11 protein-coding genes are annotated in these 13,094 nt (G+C 71.8%); 4 read left to right on the forward strand and 7 right to left on the reverse strand.

Annotation, left to right across the window (positions count from 1 at the left end; translation table 11 throughout):
• Positions 1–16: 16 nt before the first annotated feature.
• The 3 genes from ACFYWI_RS25780 to ACFYWI_RS25790 all read right to left on the reverse strand — a co-directional run bounded on the left by ACFYWI_RS25780 (position 17) and on the right by ACFYWI_RS25790 (position 2,082).
• On the reverse strand, positions 17–382 hold the full coding sequence (locus tag ACFYWI_RS25780) for a PPOX class F420-dependent oxidoreductase (RefSeq protein WP_389236863.1): 366 nt from the start codon (positions 380–382) through the stop codon (positions 17–19).
• A 166-nt stretch (positions 383–548) separates the two neighbouring features.
• A complete protein-coding gene (locus ACFYWI_RS25785; RefSeq protein ID WP_389236865.1) occupies positions 549–1,031 on the reverse strand; it encodes a DUF456 domain-containing protein in 483 nt (160 codons plus the stop codon).
• Between the two features lie 52 nt (positions 1,032–1,083).
• Positions 1,084–2,082, reverse strand: a complete 999-nt coding sequence (locus ACFYWI_RS25790) for a helix-turn-helix domain-containing protein (RefSeq protein ID WP_389236867.1) — start codon at positions 2,080–2,082, stop codon at positions 1,084–1,086.
• A gap of 420 nt (positions 2,083–2,502) precedes the next feature.
• Here ACFYWI_RS25790 and ACFYWI_RS25795 point away from each other — a divergent pair, with 420 nt between their 5' ends.
• Both ACFYWI_RS25795 and ACFYWI_RS25800 read left to right on the forward strand, forming a co-directional pair.
• Positions 2,503–4,086, forward strand: a complete 1,584-nt coding sequence (locus tag ACFYWI_RS25795) for a protein phosphatase 2C domain-containing protein (RefSeq protein ID WP_389236869.1) — start codon at positions 2,503–2,505, stop codon at positions 4,084–4,086.
• A gap of 75 nt (positions 4,087–4,161) precedes the next feature.
• On the forward strand, positions 4,162–5,904 hold the full coding sequence (locus ACFYWI_RS25800) for a pyruvate dehydrogenase (RefSeq protein ID WP_389236873.1): 1,743 nt from the start codon (positions 4,162–4,164) through the stop codon (positions 5,902–5,904).
• A gap of 34 nt (positions 5,905–5,938) precedes the next feature.
• Here ACFYWI_RS25800 and ACFYWI_RS25805 read toward each other — a convergent pair whose 3' ends face one another.
• Complete coding sequence (locus ACFYWI_RS25805) at positions 5,939–9,034, reverse strand: alpha-mannosidase (RefSeq protein WP_389236875.1); 3,096 nt, start codon at positions 9,032–9,034, stop codon at positions 5,939–5,941.
• A gap of 106 nt (positions 9,035–9,140) precedes the next feature.
• Here ACFYWI_RS25805 and ACFYWI_RS25810 point away from each other — a divergent pair, with 106 nt between their 5' ends.
• The gene (locus tag ACFYWI_RS25810) at positions 9,141–9,584 is read left to right on the forward strand and encodes an ATP-binding protein (RefSeq protein WP_389236877.1); all 444 of its coding nucleotides are present in this window, start codon (positions 9,141–9,143) and stop codon (positions 9,582–9,584) included.
• A 36-nt stretch (positions 9,585–9,620) separates the two neighbouring features.
• Here ACFYWI_RS25810 and ACFYWI_RS25815 read toward each other — a convergent pair whose 3' ends face one another.
• Both ACFYWI_RS25815 and ACFYWI_RS25820 read right to left on the reverse strand, forming a co-directional pair.
• Positions 9,621–10,694 (reverse strand): DUF2637 domain-containing protein, encoded by a 1,074-nt coding sequence (locus ACFYWI_RS25815; RefSeq protein ID WP_389236879.1) that lies wholly within the window; start codon positions 10,692–10,694, stop codon positions 9,621–9,623.
• A 206-nt stretch (positions 10,695–10,900) separates the two neighbouring features.
• A complete protein-coding gene (locus ACFYWI_RS25820; protein ID WP_389236881.1) occupies positions 10,901–11,743 on the reverse strand; it encodes a (2Fe-2S)-binding protein in 843 nt (280 codons plus the stop codon).
• A 150-nt stretch (positions 11,744–11,893) separates the two neighbouring features.
• On the opposite strand from ACFYWI_RS25820, the gene ACFYWI_RS25825 reads away from it, so the two are divergent.
• On the forward strand, positions 11,894–12,661 hold the full coding sequence (locus ACFYWI_RS25825) for a GntR family transcriptional regulator (RefSeq protein WP_389236883.1): 768 nt from the start codon (positions 11,894–11,896) through the stop codon (positions 12,659–12,661).
• A 6-nt stretch (positions 12,662–12,667) separates the two neighbouring features.
• On the opposite strand, the gene ACFYWI_RS25830 is transcribed toward ACFYWI_RS25825, so the two are convergent.
• Positions 12,668–12,895: a hypothetical protein gene (locus ACFYWI_RS25830; protein ID WP_389236885.1), complete on the reverse strand. Its 228-nt coding sequence runs from the start codon at positions 12,893–12,895 to the stop codon at positions 12,668–12,670.
• Between the last annotated feature and the right edge of the window lie 199 nt (positions 12,896–13,094).

The raw sequence follows: 13,094 nt of genomic DNA on the forward strand, positions 1-13,094 counted from the left end.
CCGCCCTCGGAACCGGTCAGTCCAGTCCCCAGCTGTGGATCTTCCGCGGATGGATACGGATCAGCTCGTCGCTGAAGTGCGGGCCCAGCTCATGGGGGCCCGTCAGCAGTTCCGCCTCGCCGCGGATCTCGACGCCCCGCACCTCCCAGGGATGAACGCTCACGATGTCGTCGACCACCAGGGCCACCTTCGGGTTCGCCTGGAGGTTGCGCCACTTCTTCGTCGTCGCCAGGGCGTAACCGCCGATCAGGATCGTTCCGTCCGGCTGGGGGAAGAAGCCCACCGGGTTCGCCTGCGGCTGGCCCTTCGGGTCGACTGTCGCCAGTCGCCCCAGTCGCTGGGAGGAGAGATACGCGCGTTCCGCCTCGCTGAATTCCGCCATGCAAGTAGCCTCACACGCCCACCTCGCCCTCCGCATCGGTACGGGGACGGAACCGGGTCCTACGACCTCGGACCGGCCGGACCCCCGCGGGCGCCGGTGCATTCGGCGCGACCGGGCGGATGCGCGGGCCGGGAACGGTCGCCGCGGGCGCGGGCCGGCCGGGGACTCAGCCCCGGATCGCCGCCCCCATCCACGCCCCCACCACCAGCAGGCAGGCGAGCAGCTCCACCAGCACACTCGCTCCCCCCGCCCGCATCACCGCCCGCGTGGCCGCCATCGCCGGGCCGTGGCCGCCCAGGCGCATGCGCTCGGAGCCGTAGATCCCCCCGATGAACCCCAGGACCGCGCCCACCACCGGGATCAGGAAGAAACCCAGCAGTGCGCCCGCGCCCGCGAATGCCGCCATCCGGCGGGTGATGCCCACGCCGCGCAGGCGCCGTGGTGGCAGCAGCCACACCACGGCCTGGGTGAGCAGCAGCAGTCCGGTCGAGCCCACCAGCAGCACCCACGCAAGGCCCGTCTTCACATGCAGCGACCACCAGAGCATCGCCGCCCACACCAGCCACGGCCCCGGCACACCCGGGACCAGCACCCCCAACAGGCCCAGCAGCATCACCCCGCCGACCATCAGCAGCTGCCACTCGCCCATCTGCCAAGGGTGCAGGATCAGGAGCGTTCCCGCAGGTCGCGGACTCCCGGGATCAGAGGCGTTCCCGCAGGTCGTGGGCCACCCAGCCCTTCGCGTAGGCATGCCAGCCGAGCTGCAGCCGGGTCGTCGCACCCGTCAGCTCCATCAGCCCCTTCACCCGGCGCTGTACGGTCCGCAGTCCCAGGTCCAGTTGCTTGGCCACGCTCGCGTCCGTCATCCCGGCGAGCAGCAGCGACAGGACCTCCAGATCGGTGGCGTCGGGTCCCGCGGCGGCCTCCTCCGAGATCTCGCCACGCACCCCGAGTCGCAGCGGCAGCGCCGCCCGCCACACCGACTCGAACAGGGCGGTCAGCGACTCCAGCAGACCGCTCGCATGGACGACCAGTGCCGCGGGCTCGGCCCCACTGAGGTTCAGCGGCACCATCGCGATCGTACGGTCCGCGACGACGAGCTTCGTCGGCACCCGCTCGACCACCCGGACCTGCTCGTCCCGGCCCAGGGCCGCGCTCAGCTCGGTGATCCCCGACGGCGGTGCCAGCACCTCGCGCTCGATGACCACCCGGTAGGTGACCCCGCGGGCGGCCGCCTTCTCCTCCGCCTCGTTGTCCATCGCCGTGACCGCGACCGGCCGCCCGGTGACCAGAGCGCATACCTCCTCGGTCGCGCCCAGTTGCAGCTGCAGGAAGCGGTGCGCGATGGCGCTCGCGCCCGTCACCACCTCCAGCAGGTCGTGCACCGCGAGCTCGTGCGCCTCCACCCGGTACTCCTGTGCCAGCACCGCCGCGGCCAGTTCCGCCTGCTCCAGCTCGTGCCGCTGCTGGGTGAGCAGCGCACCGAGCGCCACGCCCGGCGGCGCCGCCACCCAGCGTCCGGTGCCCGCCGACGACTGAGCGGCCAGCCCTTGCTGCTCCAGCCGGCGCAACGCACGCTCCGTGTCCGGCTCCGGCAGGGCCAGCCGGTGCGCGAGATCGGGGACCTCCGCCGCCCCCAGCGCGACCAATGCGCGGTAGGCCGATTCCTGTTTCTCGTCGAGCCCAATCGCTCCCAGCACCGTGACCCCTCCCGGACGTGCACTTCTCCGTCGCCGTGGCGGAAATCGGCCACGGCGTAAACCCGCCGCGCACATCATCCCTGCACCGGCCGTCCCTCTGCCAATGTGGCGCCACCGCAGCACCAACAGCCTTCGGCCGCCGGAGCGTTGCCCGGCGACAATGCCTGGACCGCGACCGTGACCCACGCGGACGCGTCGGCGAGCCGGTCACCCTGAAGACCGAACTGACGGACGACGACGGCAACTCCGTCTCTCAGCTCGTGGTCGACGCTTACGCGGTGCGGTAACGCGCTGACCACGAATCCGGTCCGCCGGGCGTCCTTCCCGTGGGGGGTGGGGTCGCCCGGCGGACTGCTCCGCGGTGATGTCATTTTCCGCATGCGCCGTTTTCGTACGCCCTGTGCGGTGGACAATAAGGGCATGAGCGAGCAGGGGGAGAGGCCGCCCACCGAGGACGACTGGTGGACCCGGCTGTACGACGATTCCGCCCCGGACACGGGCCCGGCACCGTCGACGGGCGACACACTCGACGACCGCTTCGACTCCGCGTCCGACACGGTGTCCCCCGACGTCCCGCCCCCGGTCCCACCGGACCGCTCCCGGACATGGTGGGAGACGCCCGCGCCGCAGGCTGTGCCGCCGTCCGGGCCCAGGACACCCTCGGGCCCGTCGACCGGTCCCACGCCCCCTGGGGTCCCGCGGCCGTCGGGCGCCGTGCGGCCGCAGGCGCCGGGGCACGGCGGTCCGGGCGGACCGCCCGCCACCGGGAAGGACGTGCCGTCCGCCCAGCCGGCAGCGCGGCCGCCGAGCGGGCCGCCCCGTGCGCAGGCCGGTCCGCCTGCGGCGCAACCGCCCGCCGGGCCGCAGGCGGCGTCCGAAGAGGGGTCTGGGCCCCGGCCGCCCGCCGCGCGGCCCGAGCGGGCGTACGTACCCCAGCAGACGCGGGCGGAGCCCGAGCCGCCGGCCGTGGCCGACCCCCGCACCGCGCCCCTCGACGCAGCCGCGCGGCCCGTCACCGGGATCGTCGGCGGGGGCCCGCCCACCTATGACCCCGAGCCCACCGCCCTGCCCCCGGCCCAGGCGCACGAGCTCGGTGACGTCGTCGCCGATACCGTGCTCGACGGGGCGCGGTACGGGACGTACACCCTGCGGGCCGCGTCCGTCCGGGGGGACTCCGCCCGCTTCCGTGGCGAGCCCCGTCGCGACGCCCTGCTCACCGCACGCTTCGGCACCGGGCCCGCAGCGCTCGTCCTCGTTGCCGTCGCCGGCGGTGCCCGCGCCGCCGAGGGCGCGCACCTCGCCGCGTCGGACGCCTGCCGTTGGATCGGCGCGGCCGTCGGCCGCAGTCACGCCCGGCTGGCCGAGGACATCAGGGACGGTCGCCGCGGCGCCCTCAAGTCGGGGCTGCACCGCCTCGTCGACCGCAGCTTCGGCAAGCTCCGCGCCCGCGCCGCCGAGCTCGGCGTCGGGCCCGAGGAGTACTCCGCGAATCTCCGCTGCCTGCTCCTGTCCGCCGACCCCGACTGCCGCACCCGTGTCTTCTTCGGGGTCGGCGGCGGCGGGCTGTTCCGTCTGCGCGACGGCGTCTGGCAGGACATAGAGCCGTTCATCCCCGAAACCGGCGATGTCACGGGCGCGCCGGTGGTCGGGTTCGGCTCGCCGCCCGCCGGCGAGGTCCCGTCCGAGACCCCGCAGGGCGACCGGCTCACCATGGACCTGGGCATCGCCACGCCCCCGTCGCCGCCGTACATAGAGGCCCCGTCCCGGCCGCCCGCCGAACTGTTCCGCTTCCGCGCCTCCGTGGCCCGCCCCGGTGACACGCTGCTGCTGTGCAGCGCCGGCCTCGCCGATCCCCTGCGGGGCGAGCCCGCCCTTGCCGAGGAGTTCGCCGCACGCTGGCGCAGCCCCCAGCCTCCGGGCATGGCCGCGTTCCTCGCGGACACCCAGTTGCGGGTGAAGGGGTATGCCGACGACCGCACGGCGGCAGCCGTCTGGGAGGCGTAGCGGCCCGGGCCGTGGGTTGATGGACCTTCCAGGGGGCACGCGAAGCCCGAGCCGACCGAGAAGGGGTGCGCATCCATGGCCAAGCAGAACGTGGCGGAGCAGTTCGTCGACATTCTCGTCCGCGCCGGCGTCGAACGGCTGTACGGAGTCGTCGGTGACAGCCTCAACCCCGTCGTCGACGCCATCCGCCGCAACGCCGCCATCGACTGGATCCAGGTCAGGCACGAGGAGGTCGCCGCCTTCGCGGCCGGCGCCGAGGCCCAGCTCACCGGCCGCCTCGCCGCCTGCGCCGGTTCCTGTGGCCCCGGCAACCTCCACCTCATCAACGGCCTGTACGACGCGCAGCGTTCCATGGCTCCCGTGCTGGCCCTCGCCTCGCACATCCCCTCCAGCGAGATCGGCCTCGGCTACTTCCAGGAGACCCACCCCGACCAGCTGTTCCGCGAGTGCAGCCACTACTGCGAGCTCATCGCCAACCCGCAGCAGATGCCCCGACTCCTCCAGACGGCCATTCAGCACGCGATCGGGCGCAGCGGTGTCAGCGTGGTCGCGCTGCCCGGCGACATCGCATCCCAGCCGGCCCCCGAGAAGTCCATCGAGCACGCCCTGGTGACCACTCGTCCCACGGTCCGCCCGGGGGACACGGAGATCGACAAGCTGGCCCGGATGATCGACGAGGCCGAGCGGGTCACGCTGTTCTGCGGCAGCGGCACGGCCGGCGCGCACGCCGAGGTGATGCAGTTCGCCGAGCGCATCAAGTCACCTGTCGGGCATGCGCTGCGGGGCAAGGAGTGGATCCAGTACGACAACCCGTACGACGTCGGGATGAGCGGCCTGCTCGGCTACGGCGCCGCCTACGAGGCCACCCACGAGTGCGATCTGCTGATCCTGCTCGGCACGGACTTCCCGTACAACGCCTTCCTCCCCGACGACGTCAAGATCGCGCAGGTCGATGTCCGGCCCGAGCACCTCGGCCGACGCTCCAAGCTGGACCTGGCCGTCTGGGGCGACGTACGCGAGACACTGCGCTGTCTCACCCCGCGGGTGCGCCCCAAGACCAGCCGCCGCTTCCTCGACAAGATGCTCAAGAAGCACGCCGACGCGCTGGAGGGCGTGGTCAAGGCGTACACCCGCAAGGTGGACAAGCACGTTCCGATCCACCCGGAGTACGTCGCCTCCGTCCTGGACGAACTCGCCGACGACGATGCCGTGTTCACCGTCGACACCGGAATGTGCAACGTATGGGCGGCGCGCTACATCTCGCCCAACGGCCGCCGCCGGATCATCGGTTCGTTCAGCCACGGTTCGATGGCGAACGCCCTGCCGCAGGCGATCGGCGCCCAGTTCATCGACCGCGACCGCCAGGTCATCTCCATGTCGGGCGACGGCGGCTTCGCCATGCTGATGGGCGACTTCCTGACCCTGGTCCAGTACGACCTCCCCGTGAAGATCGTGCTGTTCAACAACTCGTCGCTGAGCATGGTCGAGCTGGAGATGCTGGTCGCGGGACTGCCGTCGTACGGGACCACCAACCGCAACCCGGACTTCGCGGCGATCGCCCGGGCGGCGGGCGCGTACGGCGTACGGGTGGAGAAGCCCAAGCAACTCGCGGGCGCGCTCAAGGACGCCTTCAAGCACCAGGGTCCCGCGCTGGTCGATGTCGTGACCGACCCGAATGCGCTGTCCATCCCACCGAAGATCAAGGCCGAGATGGTGACCGGCTTCGCGCTGTCCGCCAGCAAGATCGTGCTGGACGGCGGGGTGGGCCGGATGCTGCAGCTCGCCCGCTCGAATCTGCGGCACGTGCCGAGGCCCTGACCGGCGCTCCGGCCAGGGCCCCGGCGCGGCGCGCTCACGCGGGCGTGAGCCGCAGCGTCAGGATCTGGAACGGCCGCAGCCGCAGAACAAGTCCCTCCTCACCCGTCTCCGCCTCCTGGACCGGTCGCTCCAGCAGATCGGTGATCTGCGCCCGTACGACGGGGAATCCCACGCTGAGCACGGACTCGGCGCGGCTGCCCCCCGACTCGTACAGCCGCACGACCACATCTCCGCTGCGGTCCTCGGCGAGCTTGACGGACTCCACAGTGATCGCGGGGTTCGGGACGGCCACCAGCGGCCCGGCAGGCGGCACCGCGGCGACGCGCAACGGCAGATTGAGTTCCAGGCCGCCCCGCACCGCCTCGGGCAGGGTGCCACCGGGCAGCAGGGCATAGGTGAACCGGTGCGTGCCCAGATCGGTCCGGGGATCCGGGCTGTGCGGGGCACGCAGCAGGGTGAGCCGTACGGTCGTGCCAAGACCCGCCTCGTGCGGGGTCCGGGTCACGTCGTGGCCGTACGTCGAGTCGTTGAGCACCGCGACCCCGTACTCGGGCTCCGCGACTCTGAGCCAGCGGTGGGCGCAGATCTCGAACCGGGCGGCGTCCCAGCCGGTGTTGTCGTGCGTGGCCCGGTGCACATGGCCGAACTGGATCTCCGCGGTGGACCGTTCGGCATGGACGTCGAGCGGGAAGGCCGCCTTGAGGACCTTCTCGGACTCCTGCCAGTCGACGTCGGTGACGATGTCGATACGGCGGCCCTGTGCGAGGCGGATCTCCTGGGTGATCCGCGAGCTGCCGAAGGCACGGACGACCCGGACCGCCGCGCGCAGCGGGCCCTCCTCCACCAGCTCGACCGACTCGGCGTCGGTCAGATCGGTGTGCTTGCGGCGGTAGTGCCGGTCGAGGTCCCAGGCGTCCCACTGGTTGGGGTGGTCGGGATGCAGCTGAAGCAGATTGCCCCGGCTGCCGGGCGTCAGCACCTCGCGGCGCTGCTTGAGGTCGTACACGGACGAGAACAGCCCGTCGCTGTCGACGACCACCCGGACCCACTCGTTCTCGAGTGTGATGGTGCCCGCCCCGGCGTCGGCCCGGACCGGTGGCTGCCCCGAGCTGCCGTACTCGCCGGGGGAGTGGGGGCGCGCAGTGACGGCCGCGAGCGCGCGCCCGTCGGACAGCGCCTGGGTCTCCACCCCCTCCGGCACCTGGGCCGCGTCGAACTCGACGGGCTCCGCGCGGGCGTACGGTGCCGCGTTCAGCGCCGCCGGTGCCGCATCACCACTCCCGCCGAGACCGGCCACGGCCGTCGCGATCACGCCCTCGAGCTCCGCCCGCACCGCCTCGTACGTGTCCCGCGCCTCCCGGTGCACCCAGGCGATCGACGAGCCGGGCAGGATGTCATGGAACTGGTGCAGCAGCACCGTCTTCCAGATCCGGTCCAGCGCGTCGTACGGATACGCATAGGCGGGATTGCGCAGGGCGGCCGCCGTTGCCCACAACTCGGCCTCGCGCAGCAGGTGTTCACTGCGCCGGTTGCCCTGCTTGGTCCTGGCCTGCGTCGTGTACGTCGCCCGGTGCAGCTCCAGATACAGCTCGCCGGACCAGACGGGCGCGGCCGCCCCGTACTCCGCCTCGGCCGCAGCGAAGAACGCCGACGGCTTCTCGACCGTGACCCGGGGCGAGCCCTCCAGGTCCCGCAGCCTGCGTGCCTTCTCCATCATCTCCCGCGTCGGCCCGCCACCGCCGTCGCCCCACCCGAACGGCACCAGCGAGCGGGTCGCCCGCCCCTTGTCCGCGAAATTGCGCTCCGCATGTGCCAGTTCGGCGGCATGGAACTGCGCGTTGTAGGTGTCCACCGGCGGGAAATGCGTGAACACCCGCGTCCCGTCGATGCCCTCCCACCAGAAGGTATGGTGCGGCATCTTGTTCGACTGGTTCCAGGAGAGCTTCTGCGTCAGAAACCATTTCACCCCGGCCAGCTCGGCCAGCTGCGGAAAGGCCGCGGTGTAGCCGAAGGAGTCCGGCAGCCAGATCTCCTTGGTCTCCACACCCAGTTCCTCGGCGAAAAACCGCTTCCCGTGCACGATCTGCCGGGCCAGTGCCTCACCGCCGGGCATATTGGCGTCCGACTCGACCCACATGGACCCGACCGGAGCCCAGTGGCCCTCCCTGACCGCTTTCTTGATGCGCTCCCAGATGTGCGGCTGATGCTCCTTGACCCAGGCGTACTGCTGGGCCTGGGAACAGGCGAAGACCAGTTCGGGGTAGTCGGCGGCGAGCGCCGTGACATTGGCGAAGGTACGCGAGGCCTTGCGTACCGTCTCGCGCAGCGGCCACAGCCACGCCGAGTCGATATGGGCGTGCCCGGCCGCCGAGATGCGGTGGGCGCTCGGCGCCGCCGGCCTGGCGAGCGCATCGGCCAGCTCGGCGCGGGCTGCGGCCGCCGTGCCTCCCACATCGTGCAGGTCGAGCGCGTCGAGCATGTTCTCCAGAGCCCTGAGGATCTCGTGCCGGCGTGAGCGGTCCGCGGGCAGCTCACGCATCAGCTCCGAGAGCACCTCGATGTCCAGGACCAGATGCCACACCGTCTCGTCCAGCACGGCGAGATCCGCGGAGGCGAACCGGTACAGCGGCCGGTCGCCCGCGGTCAGCACATCGCCCAGCGGGGTCGGCTCGAAGTCGCGCAGTACCGCCGGGTTCGCCGCCGCCTCCAGCAGCAGGCTCACGTCCTCGCCGCCGGCGGCGGGCGCGGCGACGGGGATGTGCCGGTTGCGCGGATGGATGCCCTTGAGGGGCACGCCCGAGGCGTCGTGGACCAGCCCTTCCGCCTGGAACCCTGGGCCGTCGCCGGTGAATCCGGGGTCGATGACCGCCTCCACCCGCCGTCCCGCCCATTCCTCGGGCACGGTGCCGTCCAGCCGGAACCAGCTGGTGGACCACGGGGCTCCCCATTCGGTTCCGGTCGCGAACGGTTCGTACGAACCCCTCAGCGCCTCTGCGACGGGCACCGGCTCCCCGGGTGCATGCCAGACGGCGAGGGTGAGCGGTGTCCGGGCAGCGTATTGCGCCGGACGGATGAACTGGCGCAGGGCACGTTCCAGCCGACCCTCCACCAAAGTGCGGTCGTCATGCATCACGATTCCTCTCGGCGAATCCCATGAGTGGTGTTCCCCGCTGCGGGCATGCATCCCGTGAACGCATACGAAGCGACAACTCGTTCCGACGGGCAAGTGGGGGAAAATGACGGGGCGTCATGGTTGCGGGGGATCGCACGGCCGTCTGCACCGCAGACTGGGAAACGGGGATCTCACCGCTGTACCCGAAGTGCGACATGCATTACGCGACCTACTGGTGCGACATCCGGCGAAGCCTGAGACCGAGGTCACTCTGTCGGACGTGGCCGATGTGGCGGAGCTGCTGGCGAGCGAGCTGGTGACCAACGCGCTGATCCACACCGACCAGGGCGCGGTGTTCACCGCAACCGTCGCCGCCGACACACTCCATGTGGAGGTACGGGACTTCATGGCCGGGCTGCCGGTGCCGCAGCACGTGCCCAACGCCGATCTCGGTACGCACGGCCGGGGACTGGTCCTGGTGGAGAGCCTCGCGGACGCCTGGGGGGTCCGCACCACCCATGGGGTGGGCAAGGTGATCTGGTTCGAATTGCACGGAGGGCCGGTCTGAAACCATCGGACCGGCCCTCCGTCATATGACCCGGGGTCAGCCGAACTGCTGCTCCAGATCCTTGAGTTTGCGCTCGAGCGAATCCAGACGCGGCAGTGCCATCGTGTCGTCCTCGGCGGTGAGGTCCACCGTGCGGGGCTCAGCCCCGCCGGTCGGCCGCACCGCCTGCAGTGAGGGCCGGTGGCGTACCGGGACGTTTCCCGGTAGTGGCGCCGGCTCGGATATGGCAGGCTCCACGACCGACCCCGCGCTCTGCGCGGTGCCGGTCGCGGAGCTCAGCGCGGGAAGTTCGGCAGGGCGGCCGGCCCGGCCGAGCCCCCAGGCCCGGTGCTGCCGGTTGTACGCCCTCAGCTGGGCGCGCTCCAGCTTCTCCCGGCCACGACGGCGCAGCCGGTTCTGCTCCTTCTCGCGGCGGTCCTCACGCACCTCGTCGACCGCCTCGTCCAGGGTGCGTACGCCCTCCAGCAGCATCAGCGACCAGGCGGCGAACGTCTCCCGGGGCGCCCTCAGCCACCGTACGATCCGGATCTGCGGCAGCGGACGGGGTACCAGTCCCTGCTCGCGCAGCGCGGCCCGGCGGGTCTGCTTCAGTGCACGGTCGAACAGCACCGCGGCCGAGAGCGACATGCCCGCGAAGAACTGCGGCGCTCCGTCATGACCCAGCCCCCGTGGCGCATGGACCCAGTTGAACCAGGCGGCCGCGCCCGCGAACAACCACACGAGCAGCCGCGAGCCGAGCGCCGCGTCGCCGTGGCTGGCCTCGCGCACCGCGAGGACCGAGCAGAACATGGCCGCGCCGTCGAGTCCGAACGGGACCAGGTACTCCCAGCCCCCGGAGAGATTGAGGTTCTGCCGGCCGAAGCCGACCAGGCCGTGGAAGGAGAGTGCGGCGGCGACCGCGGCGCAGCAGAAGAGGAGCAGATACGAGGCCATGCCGTAGACCGCCTCTTTGCGGCGTCGGCGCTCCTCGCTGCGTTCCCAGGAATCGTCGGCCGGTGCCTTGTCGCCGAAGCGCTTGCCGCGCGCGAGTACCGTCACAGCCGCCAGGACTCCCACGAGCATCACGCCGCCCGGAAGCAGCCAGTCCAGCGATATGTCGGTCAGTCTCATGTTGCGGTGTCCCTTGCGTCGCGTAGGGCGGTTCGGCCGCCCATATTGGCCGAAGCGGCCGTGCGCCCAGGGGGTTTCGGAGCAAGAGCCCGCCAACGGGGCCGTACGGTGCGCAGATAGGCACGAACTCCTCGAACTGCCGTATGAACACTTGGAGTTCAGTTCGATTTCGCGCCATCGAAAGGGCCGCGGGGAATCGAGGGGAGTCAGCCCGCCTGCTGCAGCCGGGCGACCCTGTCGGCGTCGCATGTGCGCGGGCAGGTGATGCAGGTGTCCTCGCGGCGCAGGGTGTAGAAGAGGCAGCAGCTCGCCCGGTCACGGGTCGGCAGCTGCTCGCCGCTCGGGCCCGTCAGCTCGCGAAATGCGGCGCCGACGTACGGCTCGGTGGTGCCCGGCAGCAGCTGCTCCAGCTCCTCGACCGCGCGGCGCTCCTCGCCGAGCAGATGTGCGATGTACCACAGTCCTTCGACGACCTCGTCGGTCGCCATGCCCCACAGTGCGCGCCTGCCGCGCCGCATCCGCGGACCGAAGCCGTCCAGGACGGGCCCGATGTGCTCGGCGACGGCCGTGCGCACCTCGGCGCGCAGCGCCTCCTCGTCCGAGGCGATCCGGGCGCCGGGCAGCCCGGCGGCCGGGTCGCCGGGCAGGCACGCGAATTCCCGCACCCGTACCGTCATCCGCCCCAGCGTCCGGTGGAAGGCGACATCCCGGGCCCGCAGCCGCGGCACCCGGCGGTGCAGGAACCACGGCACGGTGAACAGCAGGCAGGCCGGCCAGGCGTAGCGGTGCAGTCCGAAGCCGGCGACGACATCGGGGCGGGCCTGTCGGCCGTGGTCACGCAGCACCTGGGCGCTGTCCCAGGCCAGGAACGCGTCGAGGCCGGGACCGCCTGCCGCGAGCTCCTCGGCACCCACCCAGCCGGCGCCGGCGGGAGCCGTCTCGTCGTCCCGCAGCTCGTCGACACGCAGCCCGGGGAAAGCCTCGGTCAGCCGCGCGTAGGCGCTGCCGACGGGTGAGGCGAGGGCGGGGGGCGCAGCGGGAAGCATCATGCCGGGGACCACCAAATCGCGATCGTTAGGAGGTTAGCCTTACCTTACCCGACGTTGCGAAGGTTTGAACTGCGGTCCCGTCCGCCTATCGTGCACACGGGGCCCGCCGGAGTGAGCAGGGCCCGCCGACCCGGCAGGAAGAGGAGACGAGTGGAGCAGGCCCGAGCGCGCGATGCCGCCGCGACGCAGCCGCACGCCTGCGCACGCGTCCCCGAGCAGGCGGGCACGACCCGTCCCCGCATACCGGAGCAGGCCCGTGGGGAACACACCCACAGCGAGCCGCCCGCCCCGCACACGGTGCAGCGCCATTCCGTGCGCGGCCAGATCCTCGAGGCCCTGCGCACCGCCCTCGTCGACGGCGACCTGACCCCGGGCGAGGTCTACTCGGCCCCCGCGCTCGGGACACGCTTCGGCGTCTCCGCGACCCCGGTACGCGAGGCGATGCAGCAACTGGCTGTCGAGGGCGCGGTCGAGGTGGTCCCCAATCGAGGCTTCCGCGTCGCCCGGCGCAGTCCCCGTGAACTGGCCGAACTGGCCGAGGTCCGGGCCCTGATCGAGGTCCCGGTCATGCTCCGTCTGGCCCGTACGGTCCCCGCGGCGGGCTGGACCTCGCTGCGCCCGCTCGCCGAGGCGACGGCCGTGGCGGCGGCGACCGGCGACCGTGCCGGGTACGCGGAGAAGGACCGCGCCTTCCACCGGGCCGTGCTGGCGCTGGCCGGCAACCAGCAGTTGCTGACGATCGCGGACGACCTGCACCGCCGTTCCCAGTGGCCCCTGACCAGTGCCCCCGTCACCCGGCGCGCCGACCTGGTCGCGGACGCGGCGGAACACATGGCGCTGCTGGAGGCCCTGATCGCCCAGGACGTGACGGTGGTCCAGGCGCTGGTACGGGAGCACTTCAGGGGCTCGCAGGTCTGAGGACGGCTACCGGCCGATCGAGACCGTGCGTTCAGGCTTTCCGTCCTCGGAGAGTGAGGGAACCTGGCGGTCCTCGCCGTTTCCGGTGACGAGCCGTTTCCGGTCGGGCCCTGCCCAGGACGCGCCGGTCGGATATCCGTCGGCGGCATCACCGTTCAAGTGGGCCACCTGCCGGCGCCGTTCGCTCAGCCAGGATCCTTCGTGGACATCGACCCGCCACACGGGGTCGATCATCTCCGCCCTCTCCTCCCCGCACGGTGGTGAACACGGCGCAGCTCGCCGCCGGGGAATGCCGGTGCCGAGCAGCCGAACAGCAAGGGGTGATGGAAGAGCTGCGCCGGCAACCGCAAGACGCCCGACCGATCGGACCACGCACCGACCACCTCGGCCACGAAGAGGGCGCCGGTGGCCCCCACAAGCCCCGGTGCGGTCC

It is taken from the genome of Streptomyces sp. NPDC002889 (assembly GCF_042888425.1).
GTDB lineage: Bacteria > Actinomycetota > Actinomycetes > Streptomycetales > Streptomycetaceae > Streptomyces.

What these genes read in the sequence shown, in the direction of transcription:
- ACFYWI_RS25780 (WP_389236863.1), bottom strand. Translation starts at nt 382, where the DNA reads ATGGCGGAATTCAGCGAGGCGGAACGCGCGTATCTCTCCTCCCAGCGA.
- ACFYWI_RS25815 (WP_389236879.1), bottom strand. Translation starts at nt 10,694, where the DNA reads ATGAGACTGACCGACATATCGCTGGACTGGCTGCTTCCGGGCGGCGTG.
- ACFYWI_RS25810 (WP_389236877.1), top strand. Translation starts at nt 9,141, where the DNA reads ATGACGGGGCGTCATGGTTGCGGGGGATCGCACGGCCGTCTGCACCGC.
- ACFYWI_RS25805 (WP_389236875.1), bottom strand. Translation starts at nt 9,034, where the DNA reads ATGCATGACGACCGCACTTTGGTGGAGGGTCGGCTGGAACGTGCCCTG.
- ACFYWI_RS25830 (WP_389236885.1), bottom strand. Translation starts at nt 12,895, where the DNA reads ATGATCGACCCCGTGTGGCGGGTCGATGTCCACGAAGGATCCTGGCTG.
- ACFYWI_RS25820 (WP_389236881.1), bottom strand. Translation starts at nt 11,743, where the DNA reads ATGATGCTTCCCGCTGCGCCCCCCGCCCTCGCCTCACCCGTCGGCAGC.
- ACFYWI_RS25800 (WP_389236873.1), top strand. Translation starts at nt 4,162, where the DNA reads ATGGCCAAGCAGAACGTGGCGGAGCAGTTCGTCGACATTCTCGTCCGC.
- ACFYWI_RS25795 (WP_389236869.1), top strand. Translation starts at nt 2,503, where the DNA reads ATGAGCGAGCAGGGGGAGAGGCCGCCCACCGAGGACGACTGGTGGACC.
- ACFYWI_RS25785 (WP_389236865.1), bottom strand. Translation starts at nt 1,031, where the DNA reads ATGGGCGAGTGGCAGCTGCTGATGGTCGGCGGGGTGATGCTGCTGGGC.